The 22,927-nt window shown below is 33.9% G+C and carries 20 protein-coding genes; 3 read left to right on the forward strand and 17 right to left on the reverse strand.

Translation table 11 applies throughout. The annotated features are described in order from the left end of the window. Positions 1 to 566: 566 nt before the first annotated feature. The 10 genes from BM157_RS11795 to BM157_RS11840 form a co-directional block, all read right to left on the reverse strand. Positions 567 to 1,436 carry a TPM domain-containing protein gene (locus tag BM157_RS11795; protein ID WP_318255974.1) on the reverse strand — a complete coding sequence of 290 codons (870 nt, stop codon included), beginning with the start codon at positions 1,434 to 1,436 and terminating at the stop codon, positions 567 to 569. Beyond that, on the reverse strand, positions 1,429 to 3,120 hold the full coding sequence (locus BM157_RS11800) for a TFIIB-type zinc ribbon-containing protein (RefSeq protein WP_090141278.1): 1,692 nt from the start codon (positions 3,118 to 3,120) through the stop codon (positions 1,429 to 1,431). The genes BM157_RS11795 and BM157_RS11800 overlap by 8 nt, the downstream gene beginning before the upstream one ends. Positions 3,121 to 3,179: 59 nt before the next feature. Next, entirely contained in the window at positions 3,180 to 3,815 is a 636-nt protein-coding gene (locus BM157_RS11805) for a methyl-accepting chemotaxis protein (RefSeq protein WP_055307008.1), read from the reverse strand. Between the two features lie 36 nt (positions 3,816 to 3,851). Beyond that, entirely contained in the window at positions 3,852 to 5,228 is a 1,377-nt protein-coding gene (gene radA, locus BM157_RS11810; protein ID WP_090141280.1) for a DNA repair protein RadA, read from the reverse strand. Positions 5,229 to 5,366: 138 nt separating this feature from the next. After that, positions 5,367 to 5,780, reverse strand: coding sequence for a hypothetical protein (locus BM157_RS11815; RefSeq protein ID WP_022503094.1), 414 nt, complete (start codon positions 5,778 to 5,780; stop codon positions 5,367 to 5,369). 85 nt (positions 5,781 to 5,865) lie between these two features. Further along, positions 5,866 to 8,340 carry an ATP-dependent Clp protease ATP-binding subunit gene (locus BM157_RS11820; protein ID WP_055175960.1) on the reverse strand — a complete coding sequence of 825 codons (2,475 nt, stop codon included), beginning with the start codon at positions 8,338 to 8,340 and terminating at the stop codon, positions 5,866 to 5,868. 108 nt (positions 8,341 to 8,448) lie between these two features. Then, complete coding sequence (locus tag BM157_RS11825; protein ID WP_090141282.1) at positions 8,449 to 10,026, reverse strand: putative polysaccharide biosynthesis protein; 1,578 nt, start codon at positions 10,024 to 10,026, stop codon at positions 8,449 to 8,451. Between the two features lie 81 nt (positions 10,027 to 10,107). Then, on the reverse strand, positions 10,108 to 11,208 hold the full coding sequence (locus tag BM157_RS11830) for a hypothetical protein (protein ID WP_090141284.1): 1,101 nt from the start codon (positions 11,206 to 11,208) through the stop codon (positions 10,108 to 10,110). A gap of 19 nt (positions 11,209 to 11,227) precedes the next feature. Beyond that, positions 11,228 to 12,214: a phosphodiester glycosidase family protein gene (locus tag BM157_RS11835; protein ID WP_318255976.1), complete on the reverse strand. Its 987-nt coding sequence runs from the start codon at positions 12,212 to 12,214 to the stop codon at positions 11,228 to 11,230. Between the two features lie 37 nt (positions 12,215 to 12,251). Next, complete coding sequence (locus tag BM157_RS11840; protein WP_022503099.1) at positions 12,252 to 13,325, reverse strand: bifunctional glycosyltransferase family 2/GtrA family protein; 1,074 nt, start codon at positions 13,323 to 13,325, stop codon at positions 12,252 to 12,254. A 239-nt stretch (positions 13,326 to 13,564) separates the two neighbouring features. Here BM157_RS11840 and BM157_RS11845 point away from each other — a divergent pair, with 239 nt between their 5' ends. The 3 genes from BM157_RS11845 (at position 13,565) to BM157_RS11855 (ending at position 14,986) form a co-directional block, all read left to right on the forward strand. Next, the gene (locus BM157_RS11845) at positions 13,565 to 13,822 is read left to right on the forward strand and encodes a hypothetical protein (protein ID WP_090141287.1); all 258 of its coding nucleotides are present in this window, start codon (positions 13,565 to 13,567) and stop codon (positions 13,820 to 13,822) included. Between the two features lie 516 nt (positions 13,823 to 14,338). Continuing rightward, positions 14,339 to 14,713 carry a hypothetical protein gene (locus BM157_RS11850; RefSeq protein ID WP_318255977.1) on the forward strand — a complete coding sequence of 125 codons (375 nt, stop codon included), beginning with the start codon at positions 14,339 to 14,341 and terminating at the stop codon, positions 14,711 to 14,713. Positions 14,714 to 14,785: 72 nt separating this feature from the next. Then, positions 14,786 to 14,986, forward strand: coding sequence for a hypothetical protein (locus tag BM157_RS11855; protein ID WP_022503102.1), 201 nt, complete (start codon positions 14,786 to 14,788; stop codon positions 14,984 to 14,986). A 305-nt stretch (positions 14,987 to 15,291) separates the two neighbouring features. Here BM157_RS11855 and BM157_RS11860 read toward each other — a convergent pair whose 3' ends face one another. The 7 genes from BM157_RS11860 to BM157_RS11890 form a co-directional block, all read right to left on the reverse strand. Beyond that, on the reverse strand, positions 15,292 to 16,539 hold the full coding sequence (locus tag BM157_RS11860) for a sensor histidine kinase (RefSeq protein ID WP_022503103.1): 1,248 nt from the start codon (positions 16,537 to 16,539) through the stop codon (positions 15,292 to 15,294). Further along, the gene (locus BM157_RS11865; protein ID WP_055307016.1) at positions 16,536 to 17,264 is read right to left on the reverse strand and encodes a LytR/AlgR family response regulator transcription factor; all 729 of its coding nucleotides are present in this window, start codon (positions 17,262 to 17,264) and stop codon (positions 16,536 to 16,538) included. Before BM157_RS11865 ends, BM157_RS11860 begins: the two co-directional genes overlap by 4 nt. 6 nt (positions 17,265 to 17,270) lie before the next feature. Next, complete coding sequence (locus BM157_RS11870; protein ID WP_055307017.1) at positions 17,271 to 17,834, reverse strand: accessory gene regulator ArgB-like protein; 564 nt, start codon at positions 17,832 to 17,834, stop codon at positions 17,271 to 17,273. Between the two features lie 10 nt (positions 17,835 to 17,844). Beyond that, positions 17,845 to 18,789 carry an ABC transporter ATP-binding protein gene (locus tag BM157_RS11875; RefSeq protein ID WP_055307018.1) on the reverse strand — a complete coding sequence of 315 codons (945 nt, stop codon included), beginning with the start codon at positions 18,787 to 18,789 and terminating at the stop codon, positions 17,845 to 17,847. Then, entirely contained in the window at positions 18,770 to 20,923 is a 2,154-nt protein-coding gene (locus tag BM157_RS11880; protein WP_055307019.1) for a hypothetical protein, read from the reverse strand. Before BM157_RS11880 ends, BM157_RS11875 begins: the two co-directional genes overlap by 20 nt. Positions 20,924 to 20,980: 57 nt before the next feature. Next, positions 20,981 to 22,363: a TolB-like translocation protein gene (locus BM157_RS11885; RefSeq protein ID WP_147581260.1), complete on the reverse strand. Its 1,383-nt coding sequence runs from the start codon at positions 22,361 to 22,363 to the stop codon at positions 20,981 to 20,983. A gap of 312 nt (positions 22,364 to 22,675) precedes the next feature. Continuing rightward, positions 22,676 to 22,927, reverse strand: a 252-nt coding sequence (locus tag BM157_RS11890) for an RNA-guided endonuclease TnpB family protein (protein ID WP_090141223.1), incomplete at its 5' end; no start/stop codon positions are given.

Here is a 22,927-nt window from a genome sequence, read left to right on the forward strand (position 1 = left end):
AAACTAACTAGCTTAATAATAGTTTCCTTATACTGTGTTTAAGGATTCATTCAATTGCTTGAATGATGTTCACAAAAGATGTATACTTAATTCTATCGAATTCTGTACTCATCTCGAAATTCTAAAAAAGAATTTTCAAGGTTGTCTTTCTGTTCAGTTATCAAAGTTCATTGCTTTCAAACTCAGTATTTATCTATGTTCGAGAAGCTTTTGTGTCGCTCATCTCTCGTGGCGACTTGATTATAATAGCACCTACCAGGTATTATGTCAACAACTTTTTTCATTTTTTTTGAATTTTTTTCAATTTTTTTGAAAACCCCCTAAAATACGGCATTTCTAAGCATTATAATTACAGATTTTGACAGCTATTGGACGATATTCATTTATAAAATGCTTTTAATCAAGTCATTTTTTCTTAATATTTCCTTACTACAATACCAACCATAGTACAAAATCCATTTAGTTATAGGTATAAAAATACCGGTTTCCAGTTGTTAGTTTTAACCTCTAACTCCGAAAACCAGTATATCAATAATATCTGTTAATAAAACAACACCAATGTGATATTAGAAGCTGTGGCCTCCGCCACCTCCGCCTCCACCACCTGACGAACCACCGGAAGACGAGCCCCCTGATGAGCCTCCTGAAGAGCTGCTGCCTGAGTCTGTCTGTACTGGTGAATATGTCCTGGTCTGATAACGGTATGTAACCTGACAATTATTAATAGCCTTTCCAGCAAATATACCTTTCATTATATCTTTTCTTGATGGTGCCTTCTTCCTTAAATATAGTCTTACAATTCCATAATTAATAATTAATGCCGCTACAACAGCAAGAAGTGCATTGCTTATATACTTCATTGGTTGTGATATTCTTCTGCCTTTAAGAAGTGCAAGTTCCTGCTCATACACCTTATATGCACACATATAATAGTCTTTTGATGAAGCATATCTGTATACATTATCAGTTATTGTATCTGCGTATGAGCTTGTAACTGTACTGTATATCTTACCATTGCTATGTATCCAGATATTACGGTTATACATATCAATTATAAATATCGTCCCACTATCAGTGCCATATTTTTCCCTGTACAGGCTTCTTACATAACTTTCAGTAGTGGTGCTGTTGGTATCTATAGTCTTTAACATTACATTACCATACACTGTTATCTGTTTCATAATGTCTAACAATGAAGAATAATTACTCTCATCTATAATGTCTGCGTCATCTTCTATAACAGCCTCATATCCTGTATCAACATTATTATATTGATACTTCTCTTCATCAGCTTTTACCTGTAGTAAAGAAGAAGCCGCAAATACTAATAGCAATAGAACAACTGCTGTTAACGCCATAACTGCGTGAATACATCTATGTATGTCTTTAACAGTATATTTTCTATCTACAGCACATATAATACTTCTATTATGCATTATCATCACCTCCACTATAATTATCAAACTGTGGAAGCTTTCTAGTTGCAAGAACATTGTAATATCTGATTAAATCCATAATAGTATACATTATTGCAATTAATTCAGCTATAACAGCACCATAGTAATATAGATCCGATACAGGATTAATCCACAGCACTACCGAGGCTATTGCCATCGCCGCAAGTGAACCTATATTACCTGATATCTTCTTATTAGTTATCATTTTAAATGTCTTATGATTAACAAGAGTAAGCACTATACCTGTTATAAGACATATAACACTTATAGAAAATCCCGCCCCAATATCTCCAGAACCATAGAATATAGACATCATCTGAAGATAGACATACAACATAGGAAATACACAACACACCAATGAAATCATCATAGTTACCACTGCCATATTAGTTCTTGTCGTTCTTCTTTTATTCTTACGTCCATATGACCTTGCTTCACGCCTGCCTTTGTCTATAGCATCAGCTATATCGCCTGCAAGCTGTTCTTCACTTTTACGCCTTGCCCCTGGTGATTCATTGACATTAATAGCTGAACCTGCATACATTCTGCCCTTGTCATCTAACTGCCGGTCTTTCTTGTATATTTTCTTTAATTCTAATACATAAAGAATTATTGTAAATAATGCTATAATCGATGCAATCCCCAATGTAGTCTTAGGTCTTAATGTAAATGAACTGTTAAGCATTAAAAATATAGGTATTGCAAGAATAACCGAACCTATAAAATACCTCATAAGTGATACTGGCAGATCTGCCGCTGCCTTCCCTGTCTGTCCATTAACTGTCGCATATGCAACTCTGTCTTTATTACGGTATGATAAGAACCACACCGGAAACATTGTTCTATCCTGTGCTACTACCTTTGTCGAAAGTCTTCCCTCAATATCCCCCTGATAATTATCAAGTTGTACTGACCCAAGATGTGCTGACCTTTTGACATAGGAATATGTCTCGTCAACAGCTACATTTTTCGCATCAGCCCTGTATACATCTGGTGCAACATCTGCTGTATCTGCATAGAATACACTAAGCATTGATGGAGTAAATGGATTCATATTCTTAACGTCATATGGTGCTATCGCCTCACTTATACTGTCATCAAATGACGATGAAGCATCATATGACAGACCCTTATACTGGCAATCCAAATCGCCAGTTATATCATAATAGTCTGTATAAATGTAATCTCCCCGTCTATGGCTTTTAGAACCGCTTAGGCACATTGGTCCTTTCTGGGTTATATAATACGTCCAATAAGGCATATATATACCTCTGAAACCATCTATAAACTTCTCATCTTTTAATTCCTTAGGGGCAAACCACGCGTGACGTACCATTTTCTTATAAGCCTGCTTACAGTCCTCCTTAGTCTTGGAAAATGGTATTATATATCCTGGTCTTTGCTGTTTTGATACTCTGCTTGTCAGAATTGTTGATGCTCCACAAAAGCTGCAAAAATTAGCTGCAGTATTATCAGTACTTAATATCTCTCCACCACAGTTAGGACATTTGAATACAGTAACGTCATATTCCTGACTTTCCTCCGCATCCTGTTCCTTACTGATTGCATATGGGTCATACTTCGTACCGCAATGGTCACACATCAACTGCTGTGATGGTATGTCAAAGACTAATCTTCCACCACAGCCCGGACACTGATACATATATTAATCCTCCCTCATATAATAATATGTAATTACAAAATCCGATTACCTGAATACAGCTACATCAGTGCATTCTTAGCCTTATCTGTAATCTCTCTCTGATATGCAATTTCGTTCTCGATATTTCTTGCAACCTCATTAGCAGTGTATGCCGCATCTACAACTTTATTAAGCACATTACCAATCTCATCTGCCTTTTCTTTCTGCTGGTTAGAATTCTCATATATGTTCTTCATAGAGCCAACTGTCTTATCAACTGACTGCTGTACCATATTGATTGTATCTGTAATCTCCTTTGATGACTTGGCCGACTGTGCAGCAAGATTCCTTACCTCACTTGCAACAACTGCAAAGCCTCTTCCGTGCTCACCTGCTCTTGCAGCCTCAATAGAAGCATTAAGCGAAAGTATATTGGTTCTGCTTGATATTGATGCTATAACGCCTGCAAACTGTTCAATGTCTTTAGAAAGCTTTTCAAGTTCTTTAATTCTTGCCGCTGATTCTTCTGCTATCTCATTAAGTTCAGTTATCATCTTAAGAATTTCCTCAACACTTGAAATACTCTCTTTCACGAGATTAAGTGATGTATCTGATGAATTAATTACATCAAAAGCATCTTTTTCTAACTGCTCCTGTGATGAATCCAATCCTTCAAGAATTCCTGACAGGTCGCTTACTAATTTACTGTTATCCATATTCTTCCTCCAAATATGTATATTATTCTTGTATATTTATATTAAGTCAATTGCTTCGTTAACATTATGTATACCAATAAGATTAATTTTATCATTATTTTTAATATTTTTCAAGCATACATATGGTAATATGCAGGTTGTGAACCCTAGCTTAACAGCTTCATTCACCCTCTGCTGTGCCTGTGTTACGGCTCTTACCTCGCCTGACAATCCGACTTCACCAAATATAACTGTTCTGCTGTCAACTTCTTTATTCTTAAAACTACTGACAAGTGCTATAACTATCCCTAAATCAAGTGCTGGTTCAGATACCTTTATTCCACCTGCCACATTAAGATAGGCATCGCTTGAGGACATTCTCATTCCCGCCCTTTTTTCAAGGACTGCCATCAACAGATTAACCCTGTTATAATCCGTTCCCGCAGCAGTACGCCTTGGCATACCAAAGTTAGAGTCACACACAAGTGCCTGAACCTCAACCATAAGAGGTCGCGTGCCTTCAATAAGACATACTACAACTGAGCCTGACGCCCCTTCTGGTCTTCCAGACAACATATACTCCGATGGATTGGCGACCTCACTTAAACCGTCCTGCCTCATCTCGAACACCCCAATTTCATTGGTAGACCCAAATCTGTTCTTTACACTTCTTAATATTCTGTATGAAGCATATCTGTCCCCTTCAAAATAAAGCACTGTATCAACCATATGCTCAAGCACTCTTGGCCCTGCAACAACACCTTCCTTGGTAACGTGTCCTACAATAAATATCGTTATATTAAGTCCCTTGGCTAACTGCATAAGAATAGATGTACTTTCCCTTACCTGTGACACACTTCCAGGTGCCGCAGATATTTCTTCCCTGTACATAGTCTGTATAGAGTCAATTATAACCACCTGTGGCATTTCTTTTTTTAGAACCTCTTCTATAATATCAAGATTAGTCTCGCAGAACGTCTTAAGGTTATCGTTACATCCACCTATCCTTTCAGCTCTTAGCTTAATCTGTCTTAACGACTCCTCTCCGGATATATACAGCACCTTATTGCCTGCATCTGATAGGTAATAGCACATCTGTAACAAAAGTGTTGACTTTCCAATACCGGGATCTCCACCTACAAGCACCAGTGAACCCTGCACAATTCCACCACCAAGAACTCTGTCAAGTTCGCCTATTCCTGTTGATGTTCTCTCCTTCTCTTCAGAATTAATCTCTTTTAAGCTCACCGGATGGTTATCCTTATAGGTGCTTTCTTTCCTGACTGCTGATATACCCTTAACCGATGACTTAGATGCTATTGGTTCTTCAACAAATGTATTCCACGCCTTGCACGCCGGACACTGCCCGAACCATTTTGCTGACTCATATCCACACTCACTGCAAAAAAATGCCGTATTTTTTGCTTTTGCCACTTCTCTTCTCCTCTCTTTCTGATACCAAATATAAAAAAGCTGTACCCCGCATTGGTCTATATATGACTTTATGCCAGGCACAGCATTTATTAAAATTTACAATTATGACACCTGTTAATGTTAAAGATTGTAGTATTATTATGCTTTAACAACTTCTACACTAACACTCTTACCTTCTTCAAGGCTTACTGAAAGTACAATCTTGCCACCCATATTAGTAGCCATAGTTCCCTCAGATACTCCATTGATTGTTACATTATAAGAAGCGCCTTCTTCAAGCTCAACTGTTATCTGTGCATCATCGCTTCCTTCCACCGTAAATGATAAGCCTGTATCTGCAGCCTTAAAATTCATAACAGCTGTTCCAGGAACAGATTCATATACAAATGAACCATTGCGTTCAAGCTTCGTAATCTCCTTAAATGTCTTTACCTTGTAAGAATCTCCACAATGTTCAAAATCTGATAACTTTGACTTAGTATCCAGCTTATAATTACCAAAGCTAAGAGTTCCATCCTTCTCTGAACGAATTAACTCATTAATTACTGGCATATTATTGTCCTCCTATGTTTTATTACGAATATCTATACACACATTATACAACATAATGTACAATGACGCTAGTATTTTAGTAGTATTATTTGTGAATATTTCTATTATGACCTCGTTTGCAGCTAAAGTTCAGTTTACCATCCTTAACTGTTACCAATACTTTGTTGCCAGCCTTTATACTGCCTTCAAGTATCTTCTCTGCCATAACATCTTCTATTTCATTCTGTATTGTTCTTCTTAATGGACGTGCTCCATATTTAGAATCGTAACCCTTATCAACAATATAAGCCTTAGCCTCATCATCAAGTTCAACCGAAAGACTCATCTGCTCCATAATTCTGTTATTAACGGTTCTCATCATAATATCAACAATCTGTCCAATCTGTTCTTTCTTAAGCATATGGAATACAATTATGTCATCAATTCTGTTAATGAATTCCGGACGGAATATTCTCTTAACTTCTTCCATTACTTTGCTCTTCATATCTTCGTGCTCTTTTTCCTCTGATGTTTCCGAAGTAAATCCTAAAGATTTAGGTGCTACAATATTCTCCGCACCTGCATTGGAAGTCATAATAATAACTGTATTCTTAAAGTCCACAACCCTTCCTGTTGAATCTGTTATATGTCCGTCATCAAGCACCTGTAAAAGTACATTAAATACATCTGGGTGAGCTTTTTCAACCTCATCAAAAAGTACAACTGAATAAGGGTTTCTCCTTACCTTCTCACTTAGCTGTCCGCCCTCATCATATCCTACATATCCCGGAGGTGAACCGATAAGCTTAGACACCGTATGCTTTTCCATATACTCAGACATATCAACTCTTATAAGAGAATTATCTGTTCCAAACATACAGTCAGCAAGTGCCTTTGAAAGTTCTGTCTTACCTACACCTGTAGGCCCTAAGAATAAGAATGAGCCTATTGGTCTGTTAGGATCTTTTAAACCTACCCTGCCTCGTCTTATAGCCTTGGCAACTGCTGTAACCGCCTCATCCTGTCCTATAACCCTGTTATGAAGCATTTTTTCCAAATTCATAAGCTTCTCTGACTCAGCCTCTGCTATCTTGGCAACTGGAATCTTAGTCCACATTGACACAGTCCTAGCTATCTGTTCTTCATCAACAGTAAGGTCACTGCCGTCTATGCTCTCCTGCCAGCTTGTGCGAAGCTTTTCAAGCCTGTTCTTCTTTCTTGTCTGCTGTTTCTTAAGCTCAGCCGCTTCATCATATTTCTCTGACTTAATAGCCTGCTCTTTCTTAACTGAAAGTTCATCTATCTGTGTTTCAAGCTTCTTAATATCCTTTGGTACAACAAATGCTTCAAGCCTTGTTCTTGAAGAAGCCTCATCTATAAGGTCAATTGCCTTATCTGGAAGAAATCTGTCATTGATATATCTCTTAGAAAGCTTAACTGCCGCTCTTACGGCATCATCTGTAATAACTACATTATGGTGTTCCTCATACTTAGGTCTAAGTCCCATAAGTATGTCAATCGCCTCATCTTCTGTTGGCTCTTCCACCTTAACCGGCTGAAATCTTCTTTCTAATGCAGCATCTTTTTCTATATGTTTTCTGTATTCTTCTAGAGTTGTAGCACCTATAAGCTGGATTTCTCCTCTTGCAAGTGATGGCTTAAGAATATTAGAAGCATCTATAGCTCCTTCTGCACCACCAGCACCAATAATTGTGTGAATTTCATCTAAGAATAATAAAATGTTGCCTGCATTTCTTACTTCTGCAATTACCCTTTTAATTCTTTCTTCAAATTCACCTCTGTATTTAGAACCAGCCACCATACCTGATAAATCAAGTGTTACTAATCTCTTATCCTTAATAGTTGATGGAACTTCGCCTTCAACTATTCTTAATGCAAGACCCTCAACAACTGCGGTCTTACCTACACCGGGCTCGCCGATAAGGCACGGATTATTCTTTGTTCTTCTTGATAATATCTGGATAACTCTCTGGATTTCCTCTTCCCTGCCTATAACAGGGTCAAGCTTTTTATTACGGGCAAGTTCTGTTAAATCCCTGCTGTACTGGTCTAACATAGTTGTTGCCTTTTTATCCTTAGCCTTAATTCTGCCATTCTGAAAATCTTCTTTAAGACGTGATACATCTTCGCCCATTCCCTCTAATAACTCTGTATATATCTTCTTAATTGATACACCCATTGTATTAAGAAGTCTTGAGGCAACACTTTCAGTTTCCTTCATAATGGCAATAAGAATATGTTCTGTACCTACTTTATCAGCTTTAAATCTTGCAGCTTCCTCTATTGAGTTAGTAAGAATCTTACGAACTCTTGGAGTATAGCCTGCCGGTTCTTTAACACTTACCGCATTATCCGGTGCAATAAGCTGATATATAAGATTAAGCACTTTAGTTTCTGTTACATCATTGTTCTGTAAAACCTTGTATGCAAGGCTGTCTTCAACCTGTATAAGTCCTAAAAGCAAATGTTCAGACCCAATATAGCTGTGTCCATTAACCGCAGCAGCAAATGCAGCCTGTTCCAATACTTTTTTGGCTTTATCTGTAAACTTATCCTGCACTTTATTTCCTCTCTTTCCTGATTATATTAATCTATAATGATGTGAGTATCAAAATTTTATTTTAACACTCTCTGATATATCCAGACTATTTTGTAATAATACCATTTATCAGAATACATCTTTAAACTTCTTCATAAGAAGAACATATGGTCCAAAATATGTGATTGCTGCAACACACAATGCCGCAAGCACTGATATTGTATTAGACATTGTAATATTATTAATTATATTATATGTCAAAAGTGTACATATACCCATTAATGCTGAACATATAACCGGCTTTGCAAATATTGATATAACAGGAAGCCTGTATCCTTCATCTCTATACAATGCTATAAGATTAAGCACAAATATAATAACAGGGAATGAAGCATTACCTATTACAAGTGAGAATATGCCAAGATTAGTAAATTCCAGCAATACAAGCACAAGTATTATATGGACAACTAATGATATAAATGAATTAATCATAGGAGTCTTAACTCTGTCTACTGCCTGAAGTGCTGAGCTTGTAACTGTTGATAATGTATAAAACACAATGGCTATAGCACCTATTTTTAACATAAGCCCGCCCTGTACACTATCATATCTTGAAAATAGCAGTTTAATAATAGGCTCACCTATCACAAAAAATCCAACAAATGATGGTACCGCTATAAACATATTAGTCTTAAGAGTCTTTGTTATCTTTGAATATATACTGTCATAATCGTCTTCTGTATAAGATGCTACAATACTTGGAAGCATCGAGGCTGATAACGCTGTCGCTATACCCTGTGGTATACTTATAAGCAGTGTATAACTTGAACCAAAGTTACCAAGATCCATTGATATATTTTTCGATATATTTCTTGTCATCATTATATTACTAAACATTACATCATCTATTAAGGCACTAATCTGATAAAACGTCTGGCTTAATATAATAGGAACCATTGTAATTATAATTGTCTTATAAATGTACCTGTTAGTATCCTGCCTTGTAACACTCTTATCTTTAGCAACCATACGCATAAATGTAGGTCTGTATATAAGATACAGAAATATAAAGAATACAAGTGCCGTAAGAGCACCCATAGCTGTACCAAGTGTACTTCCTGCCGCTCCATAAGCAGAAGCATTAGAAGCACTACTGTATGCTTTCATAAGCATATAGCCTGCAGCTATACTAACACCTGCATTGACAAGCTGTTCTATAATCTGTGAAACAGCCGTTGGAATCATAGTTCCCTGTCCCTGAAAGAAACCTCTTAATACACCTAATAATGCAACTATAAATATGGTTGGGGCTAATACTCTTAATGGTATTGCAAGACCAGGTACACCCCCGCCATATATAACATTTTCTATAAAATCAGCACCAAAGTATACAAGCAGTGCCGCAACACCACCAGTAAACGCACCGACTGTCAGCGAACATCTTAATACCTTCGCAGCATTCTTATATCTTCTTTTAGTAAACCTTGCAGAAATCAGCTTTGAAACAGCCATCGGAAGTCCATATGATGACAGCACAAGTATTATGTTATATACATTATATGCCGTTACATATATACCATTACCTTCACTTCCAATTATATTAAGCACCGGAATCCTATAAACCATTCCAATTATTCTTACAAAAATTCCAGCCATAGCAAGTATGGAACCATGTAATATAAAATTGCGCTTATTATCCTGTGACATAACTTTCTCCATTCCTGCGCTGACAGCGCATTGTTATTTCCTGCTATATATGTCTGTTGTTTATAATTATCTTATCTATAATTATCTTATAGAAAAATCAGCTAACATCCACTTGTCATTCTGCTTAACAAACACGTATGTTAAAGAAATATTGTATGTTGTGCTTCCTGATGACCATTTTACATTAAGATTGTAATCTACATCACACGAATAACAGTCATCTGAATATTTTCTAAAGTTACTTACATTCTCGTCAGTAATATCATATGTAAAAGTTCTTCCTATCAGATATACATCGATAGCCGGAATATCACTCATATATTCCTTGGCATTACCAATCATATAGCTTGAAAGAGTACTTAAGCTTCCTCTGTTAATCATATATTTGCCGTAATTCTCAGCAACTGTTAATATATGGCTCTTCTCGCTTGAAAGAAGCTCATCATCTGATGGATAATATGCCTCATATCCATCTTTAACATATTCAGTATCAAGCTCTTTGCCATTATAGGTAACCTTAACCTCTGGCTTGGCAAACATTCCGTTAATATTGTATACATCATCAACTGGTGTAGTAACATAATCTCCAACATGCTTGCAAAGGCTTACATCTGCCTCACCTGTAATATAATCAGATGAAACATTAACTCCGTTAATTGTCACTTCACTATTCTTAGGTGCTGTAATTTTAACTGAATGTTCTGTATTCTTAGTCTTAGAGTCTACATTAAAATCTATAGAAGCTAACTTCCACTCTGTGAACTTATGAGCGTTCTTTTTCTTCTCTGTAAGAGTAACATTGGCTATCTTCTTATCATCAGCATAAAGAATATATACCGGATTGTTCTCTGTATATTCTCCTGCCTTCTTCTTATAGCTTACTTCCTTATCGGCAAATGTATCCTTAAAATAATCTGATACAATATCTTCTGTCTCGAACTCTCCAAGGATACCTGCATCCTTAATCCATTTGCCTACATTCCCTGCTTCAATATGTGATACAAGCTTATCCATAGTATTGGCTGGCCTGCCCGCCTCGTAATCCTTTAACAACCCGTATAAAAGCACTAACGCAACAGCAATAATTACTACCAGCGCAGAGGCATATATCACAAGAAACTTCTTAAATCCCGATAATTTCTTAAAAAAATTCTTCTTTCCACTATTATTATTCTCTGACATTCTTCTCATCTCCGTGTAATTATTTAATCAAAAATGCTGTTGGAAGTGTTCTTGGTCCTGTTGGCGAATATGGTTTATTAATAACCTCGCCATTATAATACATCTGTGTAGATGTACCACCGTCCATAGCTGACGCATTTACAGCGCCGTACTGAAGCATAATATCCTGTAAATCTGAGAACGATGCACCAAGGCTTGTAGCCTGTCTTCCATCTACGACAAGAAGAAGAATAGCTCCGTCAGCTCTCTGTCCTATTGCTGTTCGTGGATTAAGTCCTCCACCAACACCATCAACGTCCTGTGGTTCACCGTTAATTATAAGAAATGGACCTATATCACTGCTTACATTGACACAATCTCTTATTCCAAGCTCTACAGCCTTAGCTGATGTCATATTACCCATTACAAGCTTATTATCAAATGTTATTCCTGTAACGTGGTACATTGTAGATGAATCACCCTTTAATATATTGCCATCTACCATAACAAGTCCGATTGGCATAGCTGTCTGTGGTGTTGAGTCAACGAATTCTCCACCATTGATACCTGCTAGTGCATCATATCTCTGTGCTATCTCAGCAACTGTCCAGCCCTTTTCAAGCTTGAATTCTGGTACTGTTCCTACAAATAATCTTGAAGGATCTTTGACAATCATAAGCTTACCGCTATATGTTCCAGCCTTTACATCAACAACATAAAGGTCTTCTTCATCACTAGATGAATCCTGTCCGATTACAACAAGGCTTGAATCAGTTATATCAGTAGTATCCTTAACTGAATTCTCCTCTTTAATCATATCAATCTCTTCCTGTGAACAGAACCAGTTAGCCATAAAACCAAGCTCTCCTGTCTCCTGAAGCGATAATATAAACTGCTTCTTAGCAAATGTAGAAGGTCCCCACGCAAGCATAGCCATAACAAGATAAAGACCAACTACAAGAATTACGATAGTAGTTAAAAGCGTAGCTCCAACTCTTCCTAGCCACTTAAGTACGTTATTCTTCATTATTATCCTCATTTCTATTGATGTAATTCGTGTCTAATTATTTAAACACCCATTTTTTCTGTATGTTGTAGCTTATTACAAATAAGCATAAATCAACAATTATCTTTGTAAATGCGACAGCCACACTGCCAAGCACTAATAATCTTGTAAAGATGTATACAAGAAGATATGATGCCATAAGCTGACACGCCCATAATATGTAATATCTGACCATAGATGACTTGACATCTTTGTCTGATTTAAACACAAGACGTCTGTTCATCGTGAAATTAAATATTGACGATATAATTCTTGCGGCTACCGTACTAAATAACAGTCTTATTGATATTGTAAACGCAAAAAGAAAAAATTCAAGTAAATTAAATATTAAATTATCTATAACCCACGATGCCAATGAGCTTAATATATATTTAACAACTGTTGGTGAAAATGAATACTTGAATATAACCTTATATATCTTTATTGAGTCCTTAACCGGATTAAAATGTGTTGATGCATTATCTTCTATATACACTGTCTCAATTGGCACTTCCATAAATTGAATATCCGACTTCTTAAATTCAAGCAGCATAGTTGTTTCATACTCGAATCTCTCGCCCTCAATATTACAAAATGTATCAAGATAACGGTATGGAATAGCCCTCAAACCAGTCTGTGTATCTGAAATATTAAGTCCACACATAACTTTGAATACCATACTTGTCATATTGTTACCAAACCGGCTCTTAAACGGAACATCTTCTCCATCAAAACGTCTTACTCCAAGAACAACCTTGTCATTCTTTACCATAGCCTCACAACAGTTATATATATCATCTGCCCTATGCTGGTTATCTCCATCTACTGTTACAACGCCATCATATCCCTGTCTGTTCTTAAGGCAGTATTCAAATGCCGTCTTTAAGCCTCTGCCCTTACCCTTATTAACCTCATGGGTAAGTATTGTACACTGGCTGTAACTGCCAACCTTCTCAAATGGCCATAAATGTGCCGAATCACTTCCATCATTAACAATTATAATATCTTCGAATCCCTTCTTAACAAGTGAATCAACAACACTTACAAGCTTATCATCAGGGTTAAGTGATGGGATAATTACTGATATTTTCATAATAATCTCCATTCTTATGTCCAAACCAAGGACAATATCTGCACGATTAGTATGTACACTGGCACATACTATTTTCTTATATAACAGACTACTTCGTAGCCACTTATGTGTTAAATAACAACACAAACTTAATGATATAATAATTTTAAAAATATTGCAATATTCACGAAAAAATAAGTAACACAAACAAGCCCTGCCACATATTATTGTATTGTAAATGTTTTATCGGAGGATTATTTATGAGTGATTTAGCAGCAACTAACTGTGGCGGATGTAATGGATGTGGAGATTGCGGATGTGGCAACAACATCATCTGGCTCATAATTCTTTTACTTCTATTTGACGGAAATGGCTACGGCTGTGGTAATGGCTGTGGCAACAATAACTGCATCTGGCTCATCTGCCTTTTATGCTTATGTGGCTGCGATGGCGGTAATGCATTAGGCTTTGGTGGCTGTAACAATGGCTGTGGCTGCAACAACGGCTGTGGCTGCTAATAGCGGCTGACTCCCAGCAATGATTATATCTGCTAATAACTGCTATAAAATATAACATTTTATATACAGTTGCAGAATAAAAGCAATTATCAACATCAGTTGCTGATATTATCTTTTATGTCTATTTAATGAGGCTGTATTCCGTCATTTTAAATTCTACGGATACAGCCTCATATCTTGGTATTTTAATGAATATACTAAAACAAGTCTATTAGACACACATTATATATTGCGTTTGTCGCAGGAATCGAGGATTGAATGGCGAAACAATTACCTGTTACTGAATTTGATATTCTTACCCTACCCGACTACCTTCAATTATTTAAAGCCCTCATTCCTTTTATGGAATACGGTATGCAAAAAAAGCTCTCTATGCTTATAAGGGCAAATGAATTAAAACACACATTAAGCTTCTACAACTCTCCCTATAGCTGTAACACATTTAAAACATGTAGTAATAGCTCAGGAATAAATGCTAACACTTCCTTGAATGATATATTAAATAATGAAGCTATTATGAAAACCATTATGGCTTACTGCCCAGACAACATTGAACAGTTAATAAACACTTACCGGAACTTTTCCAAAATGTCTGATATGTTAGGCATGATGGATATGTTTAATAATGCCTCAGGGGATAACAGCTTTAATAATGTTAATTCAAGCGGTTTTAACAATGCCAGTTCTAATGAATTTAACAATAATAATTCTAATGATAATTCTGAATTTAGTAATTTTAATAATAACACTGGCTCTGGTGGATTTAACAATATAAACATTAATAATATACTTAATTCTTCGCAGAAGGATATGTACAATGAATATATTAAACAGCTTGATAAGCTGGACTTTAATGATGGCAATAATTATGGAAGTTCCAATAATAATTAACTGTTATAAATGACTTTTGTCTTACATATTTATATTTGTAATTATTATTCTCAATCAGAAATGGAGATTTATATGTCAGAAAATGATTTTCGCAAACAACTGCTTTTAAATGAATTCAAAACTCTTTCCAAAGGTAAGAATAAAGAAGAAATCGTTCCGCTTATATTTGCATTAAGCCAGAAGGCTAAGCAGGCAGGAATACAGTTTACAAGACAGGATTGCGAGCTTATATATAAGCAGATTGTGCCTGGTGGTAATCCGCCGGAAGGGTGATATTGGATACTTTGAAATGTAGATTTTCTATTACTTTCTTATAAAAATGTCATACGAACGACAATAAGCCGAGGGTGGCGGCACAGGGGCAGTGCCTTGGTCACCAAAAAGGCGAATTGGCTGTTTCTAAGACTTTCCTTTTAAGTATGACCAAAACACTGCCCCTGTGCCGCCACCCTCGGTTTATTGTCTGGTATGTTCGGTATTCAATGTTTAGTCTGTTTAATTACTAAATTATGTAAGATTTATCCAGATATATACAATCTCAAAATAATACCGTCAATAATATTTTTATTATATTTTCATTATTCTAAATATATAATAATATCAACTTCAAATTGCCCATTTTCATATGATTTAATCATTGAGCCATCATATTTATCAACGATTCTTTTTATACTATCCAGACCATAGCCATGATTATCCTTATCATCCTTTTTACTTATGATATGTCCATCAATCTTGTTTATACTGCCATCATATAAATTGGACATAGAAATATGTATCATTCCCGCAGTATATTTAATATCCATACTTACTTTTGAATTATCCAATGCATTTTCCAATGCATTATCAAGCAGATTACCAAGTATAATATTTACATCATATATGTTTATTTCAAGATTTTCTGGTATTGCAACTGACACAGCCAGTTCAAGGGACTTATTCATATATTTTTCAGCATAAAAATTTAGAATTCCATCGAAGGCTTCATTACCTGTATTATATATATTTTGTGCATTTATAATATCATCACTTATCTGATGCAAATAATCTTTTGCCTGCTGAATTTTATCCTTCATAAGCAAATCATTTATTTCTCTTATATGGTGTTTCATATCATGCTTTATCGTCCTGATTTTTCTATTGTTTTCAATATCACTTCTTATCTGACGTTCGTATATATTCATCTGCTGTTTTAATTCAAGATTTTCTCTTTCATATAGAAAACGGTCAAGCATAGACATATAAAAAATATATAACATCAAATTAAAGCTCAATATAATAATACTGATTGTAAGCACCGCAATTCTTGAAACCACCATATCCTTATATACAACATACAATACTGCAATACTTAATAATGCCGAATATAACAATAAATACCATTGTCCTGACAAATCAATCCTGCCTTTTCCCTTAAAAGCATTTTTAATTCCTATTACAACTATATAAAAAAACAATACAGAAATAAATGAACTGACAATATCATAATTATTAGAATCCGGTGCTTCATATAATAAAAAAGAAGCTAACAAATCTATTACAAACATAATTGCATAAAGCATTATACTTAATAATAATTTTTTCTGGAACTTTCCTCTAAAACTACCAGATAAAAATATTATTCCTGCAACTGTAACTATTAAATTAACCAAAACATTATGAAACACCAGATAACTTAATAATGTAATAATATATGTAATAACACAACTTATAATATTTCGTCTTAAAGAATGTACATTTAAAAATATTTTAAAATATTCCAAAATAATATATATTCTCACAAATTCAGTAACTCCAGATACAACAACATCCTCTAATTGCATCATCCATTACCTCCACGTTTGTTATATTCTATCATTTTTATATTAAAAGCATCTTTGTATTTTCTTCCAATATTGATACAATCCCCATTATCCATTATACAAGAATCCTTTTTAAACATTCTTATATGCCTTACATTAATTATGAACGACTGTGCAACCATAACATAATTAAACGGAAGCTTGTCTATAAGTTCTACTAACTTTCCAACAAATATTCTCTCTGTTCCATCACTACATATTATTTTTATATGCTTTCTGTCGCTTTCAAAATACACAATATCTCCATAATGAATTTTATTTTTTATTCTATTGTATTCATACACAAAATAATTATTGTCTTGTTCATCCAATTCCAATAACTTTGAAACATTCTTAATAACCTTTTCTTTATCAATAGGTTTAATTATAAAATCATATGGATGAATTTTAAACAATTCCATTGCATAATTAGTTTTTGATGAAACATATATTATGTGCATAGCATAATTATTTATATCATTGCGTATATATTCTCCTACATAAATTCCATTATAATTCGGCAACTCTATATCAAGAAATAATAAATCCACTTTTACTTTTAAAGGAACATCTCTCATAAAATCTTCTGCACAATTCCATACATTTACCTGAACATTCAGACCTGATACCTTAAAATAATCAATTAAAATATTTTCTAATTCTGAACACGTTGAATTCTCATCATCACATATGCCTATCTGATAAATCATTCTTTTTTATCCCCTAATCCTATTTTCAATAAACCCAGCCAATACTAAAATTGCAACAATCATCATTGAAATTGCAATTATTCCACTCCAATATTCATTAGCTTTAATTAATAATAGCACAAATATTACTACTTCACTACTCAAAAAAATTCTCACTTTATTACGAAGATATTTTCTCTCTGATTTTGTTAATTCATTATTAGCATTATCAACATGTGCTAAAAAATATATTATAAGTACTGAAACAATACAAATTGCTATTTGAACACCATTATATATTTTATAGCTTTTAATGACCATTAATCCTGCTGAGTATATTACACACGATAAAACTGCACACGACCTCTGGCTATTCGTATGATAACCTCCAGCATATTGTCTCAACACAATAATTGAAATTAGAAATACGATACCTTCTTTTAACATTCCTAGAACGGCTGATATTATAATAGCTGTTATAAATGCCATAATTGTTGATATCATCATATCTATTCCAAATTTTACTATTGCTTTTTCATCTTTATCAATGTGAGTATTATTTTCAATAAATTTATTGATATTTATATTCACTCACCTCACCCTACTCAAAATAGTATAAATATACATCTTCTAAATCAATATCACTGTCTGTAATAACTGCTTCCTCTGGTAATTCATCACCCACTATTCTGAGAGCAAGCCCCTCTTTTCTTTGCCTTATATTGCCTATCTTATATTTATTTTGAAGCATTTCAACTTCATCAATACAGCATTTTATCTCTCCAACCTTTCCTGACATTGCTTCTATAAGTTCAATTGGTGTGCCCTGCGCAATTATCTCCCCCTTTTTTAGCAGCAATACACAATCTGCAATACATTCTATATCACTTACGACATGTGTTGCAAATAGTATAATTTTATCCTTACTTAACTCTGCTATGTAATTTCTAATATTTATCCTTTCCTTCGGGTCAAGTCCTGCTGTTGGTTCATCAAGTATAAGTATCTTTGGATCACCCAGAAGTGCCTGTGCAAGAAGTACCCTTTGTTTCATACCACCAGAAAAGCCGCCTATTTTCTTATCTGCCACATTTGTTAAATTAACTATTTCAATAAGTTCATCTATCTGCTGCTTAACTGTTTTAATTACAGCATTTCCATTTTCATCAATCGTGTTTATTTTCTTTATTCCTTTAATCTCTGCCATATACTTAAGAAATGCTCTTGGGGAAAAATCTTCATAAAACCCCTGTTGCTGTGGCATATATCCTACAATTGCTCTAAAACTTTTACCTAATTTAAGAATATCTGTTCCTTGTACACTTTCTCCTTGTTTTTCAAAGCCGTCGCACTCATTATATAAAATACTTCCACCATTTTTCTTATCTCTTGACACATTATCCGTAATCAGATTTATCATCGTAGACTTACCTGCTCCGTTAGCCCCCAATATTCCATATATGCCTGGCTTAAAGGTATAACTAATCCCTTTAAGTGCCTGTACTGTTCCATATGTTTTTCTTAAATTATTTAGAATTAATTCCATATTCCCCTCCTAATACATAAACAATAACCATTATAGCAATTATCATCAATGTTAATACTCCACCAAACATTACAACAGCGTATGAAGCTTTCCAATAATAAAAAAATGAAATAAGCTTAATAACTGATAAATACGAAAATAATTTTACACCTATTAAATCCAATATTGATGGAATAAGAACAATCAGGCTGACTAAAAAACTCACCTGATAACTAAACAATCCTGTTGTTACATAACTAAAAACCGCTACTGAATTAATTAATACAATTTTATATAAAATATCCAGCACAACCACTCCCAATATCGAAACATTAAATGGATAATCTGAAAATGCCTGTATACTATGTATTCCTACACTTAAGTCATTTATCTCATATATATTAAATAATTTATTATAATAGCAGATATATACCAGACACGCGATACCAGAAAGTATTACACAATTAATTACAGCCTTTTTTATAAGCCACCTTTTTCTTTCCTTACAGGCTCTTATATTCATAATCATATTATTCTTTTTTTCAAATGAAATCAGACCCGCATTAAGATATAATCCTAAAACAGTCAATAATAATGCTATTATTTCCTGATTAAAGAACTGTCTTTTAAAAAATGGACTTTCATACTTATACTGGCTTACCGTTGATACATTAAAACCATTTTCCTTTTTATCAATTATGTACTGCAAATAATTTATTTTTTCTTGTGTTAATTCCTCGTTAAACTTTTTATTAAAATCCGAACTATCTGTATCAGTATTTTCTATTTTTAACTGTTCTTTACAATTCTTAAGCTCGTCTGTTGAATCCATTTTATGTTCTTCACAAAATGAATACATCGCACTATTCTTTATGTCATATTTAAGTCTTGTTCCATAATTAATATTTAAAAGTATTATTGCTATGAAAACCATAACAATTATAGTTTTCTGATATAATATAACTTTCTTCAATTCAAAATAAAAAACCGGCAGCTTTGATTCTATATACCTTATACGACACATCAGCTTCTCCACTACCTTCTCTATAATACCTGTAGAATCACAAGGATGTTTTTTAATATATGTATATATTAATAAAATGCAGCCTGCAAATATAATAATACCGCTTATTATATATTGTGATTCCTTTGAATCCATAATAAATGAATTATATCCCCAGTTATCATTCTTAAACCATATATTATTCCCCTCAAATATATTATATAAATTAAAATATCTAAGAAATCTATAAATACTTTTAACATCAATTAATCTATATAATAACATTTCAATGAGGTTAATTATAATAACAGCAACTATTCCAACATTCTTATTTTTAAACAGGTTTAATATTCCCCACATCATAACAGCCCAAGCAAAAAAAGCAAATGTATTCTGAATACACACAATCAACAAATACAACATTCTATTTGCGCCATATGAACATAACTGTAACTCCAAAGATGATGCCGCGCTATTAAATACATTTTCTATACCACCATATCTAAACAATGCTATACTTGATATAACACCATAATTAACAATTACAAATGTAAATATAAACAGCAGCAATATAAATATTCTCTTTATCAATAACTTCAATCTTCCATTTCTGGAAGCATAAATTATCATCCCACCATTTTCTTTTTCATTAAAAAAGCTGAATATAACAACTAAACAACCGATACCTGTAAACCAATAAATATATTTATAGTCTTTAATCTTCATAAGCCATAAATCATTATCTAATTTCACTTCATATCCCAATGCTTTTGTCAAATCATTTTTTGACTTTATTAATTCCAGATATGACCTGCTGTTTTTTTGAGAAAATAATGAACTTTTTTGAACATCTTTTATTTTATCTATACTGTTTTGTGTTCTCTCCTTATAATTCTTCACATAATCAAGACGTTCTAAAAATATTTTTCTTGCCTCTTTAAAATCTTCATCACTGACTTGTGGATTTTCTTGTAAATAATTTTTAGACATCTCTGTAATGCTTATATTGTCATTATAGCTATTAACCAGATCCCTATAAATAATCTCCTGTTCACTAATTTTGTTCCCCATAATGAATAATACCGCATTTAATATAATCATTAATCCAAAAATACATAATCGTTTCTTATTAAATACTCTTAATAACTCCATATATACCCCCTCTTATTTAAACTTAAGGCGGATACATAAATAGCACCCGCCTTGAAACTAATTACCATAACTGCTAATCACTTGAATATTTCCATTCAAATCATCATTAAGTGCCATACATAAAACTGCATATGTAGCAATGTCTCCATTTCCGTGTATAGGTTTTACGTTTTTATCAACAAATCCTTCGACATCCTGTTCTCTAATTCTAAGAAGAATATTATATTGGTCTACTCCATATATAACTAAGCTTGTAGGATTTTGCTTATTACCACAATCAAATACATACTGACCACTTATTTTCCCTTCCATATTCATTCTGACTAATCTGATAGATCCTTCAAATGATTCCATACAATAAATATAGCCATCATATGCAACAAGTGAGTAAATTGATTTACACGATGATTCACTATATATGCTTGTAATTCCACTCTCATTTATACGATAAATTTCAGTTCCACCATTTCCAACAATATACAAGGAATCTCCATATGCACAGCATATACCACTTTGTACAGACCTTGCTTCTCCTGTCGCTTCACCAAGCAAATCAACATTTTCATTAGATGTATTATCTACCAATGTTAAAAATTCGTGAGTTTCCAGATTATATTCATACACTTTATATTTAAGAATTTTCTGTTTTGACACCCATCTGCTTATATATCCAGCAACATAAAATATTCCATTTTCACTAACACATACTTTTCCGCCCGAACCTGCACCAAAAAGATCATAATCCATCGCAAATTGAAATGAACCTAAAGTTTCTGAAGCAGACTTCCCATCAATTGAAATTCTTTTACAATAAACTGTCGTATGATAATCATTATCTGCTAATTCATTCGCATTTACAGGCTTTACCGAGAAATAGTATAAATACCCATCATATATTGCCATTGTTCCTTCCACATTCACACTTGGCATACCAAGTACTTCCCCATCCTCAGTAATCTTGCATATTTTTTTACGATTAAAAAAAGCCTGATCATACTGAACAAGATAATCTCCACTTTCATCACGTTCAATAATGTATATATATCCATCAATATACCATAATTGATTGCCTAGCCCCTTAACAGTTACTCCTGCAAGATCTAATGGATCATAATTATGTTCATCCATCAAATATGCATTACAGTTTTCATCTTTATGTTCACAATTAGCGTTACTGCAAACCACTGTTGCAATATTATTATTAATATCATAAAACCATAAAATTCCATTCATTAAATAATAATATCCGTTTTCACTATATGCACTCCTTGACTTTTCAGATACCTGCGACTTATCAGCATTAAATTCATAGCTTGTCTTAACTTCGGCATCATCTTCTTGTCCGCTATTTCTAGTAGTACACCCTGTTAATAATAATGAACATATAAGCATAATAGCAATTGTCTTATAATATCTCTGCATATGTATAAATTTCTCCATATTCATCTATTCCTCCTTTAACTAACATTCATAGCTTTAGTTTACTATGCTAGACCTTTGGCGTCAATATAATTATAAAAAAATATATCAGAAATATATATCTACATTTTCTTCTTTGATTAATTTAACACTATTATCAGCATTTGGTTCATATGGGGTATAACTTACATACAAAAAGGTACAATTAACATTTTAATACGACATAAGTGAACTACCCATTGTCTTAAGCCAATAGGCTTCCTGCTTCATCGACCTCGTAACCTACTATCTCCACAGGCGTTAATTTGGGCAGTCCCTGCCCTATATATTTCTTTATGCTATTTGTCTCAATCCTTCTGTCAGTATATTTTTTGCGGCATTGATATCCCTGTCATGTTCTGCTCCGCATTTCGGACATATCCATGTCCTCACTGACAAATCTTTTGTATCTGGATTCTGATACCCGCAAACAGAACATAATTGACTACTAGCATAAAATGTATCTATTTTGATGTATTTCCTGCCATTCCATTTTGCCTTATACTCTAACTGTCTTGTCAGCTCATACCATGATACATCACTTAT

This window comes from [Lactobacillus] rogosae (genome assembly GCA_900112995.1).
Lineage (GTDB): Bacteria > Bacillota > Clostridia > Lachnospirales > Lachnospiraceae > Lachnospira > Lachnospira rogosae.

Coding starts and splice junctions, on each gene's coding strand:
- BM157_RS11795 (WP_318255974.1), bottom strand. CDS start 1,436: ATGCATAATAGAAGTATTATATGTGCTGTAGATAGAAAATATACTGTT.
- BM157_RS11800 (WP_090141278.1), bottom strand. CDS start 3,120: ATGTATCAGTGTCCGGGCTGTGGTGGAAGATTAGTCTTTGACATACCA.
- BM157_RS11805 (WP_055307008.1), bottom strand. CDS start 3,815: ATGGATAACAGTAAATTAGTAAGCGACCTGTCAGGAATTCTTGAAGGA.
- BM157_RS11815 (WP_022503094.1), bottom strand. CDS start 5,780: ATGCCAGTAATTAATGAGTTAATTCGTTCAGAGAAGGATGGAACTCTT.
- BM157_RS11825 (WP_090141282.1), bottom strand. CDS start 10,026: ATGTCACAGGATAATAAGCGCAATTTTATATTACATGGTTCCATACTT.
- BM157_RS11830 (WP_090141284.1), bottom strand. CDS start 11,208: ATGTCAGAGAATAATAATAGTGGAAAGAAGAATTTTTTTAAGAAATTA.
- BM157_RS11835 (WP_318255976.1), bottom strand. CDS start 12,214: ATGAAGAATAACGTACTTAAGTGGCTAGGAAGAGTTGGAGCTACGCTT.
- BM157_RS11840 (WP_022503099.1), bottom strand. CDS start 13,325: ATGAAAATATCAGTAATTATCCCATCACTTAACCCTGATGATAAGCTT.
- BM157_RS11845 (WP_090141287.1), top strand. CDS start 13,565: ATGAGTGATTTAGCAGCAACTAACTGTGGCGGATGTAATGGATGTGGA.
- BM157_RS11850 (WP_318255977.1), top strand. CDS start 14,339: ATGAAAACCATTATGGCTTACTGCCCAGACAACATTGAACAGTTAATA.
- BM157_RS11855 (WP_022503102.1), top strand. CDS start 14,786: ATGTCAGAAAATGATTTTCGCAAACAACTGCTTTTAAATGAATTCAAA.
- BM157_RS11860 (WP_022503103.1), bottom strand. CDS start 16,539: ATGATGCAATTAGAGGATGTTGTTGTATCTGGAGTTACTGAATTTGTG.
- BM157_RS11865 (WP_055307016.1), bottom strand. CDS start 17,264: ATGATTTATCAGATAGGCATATGTGATGATGAGAATTCAACGTGTTCA.
- BM157_RS11875 (WP_055307018.1), bottom strand. CDS start 18,789: ATGGAATTAATTCTAAATAATTTAAGAAAAACATATGGAACAGTACAG.
- BM157_RS11880 (WP_055307019.1), bottom strand. CDS start 20,923: ATGGAGTTATTAAGAGTATTTAATAAGAAACGATTATGTATTTTTGGA.
- BM157_RS11885 (WP_147581260.1), bottom strand. CDS start 22,363: ATGGAGAAATTTATACATATGCAGAGATATTATAAGACAATTGCTATT.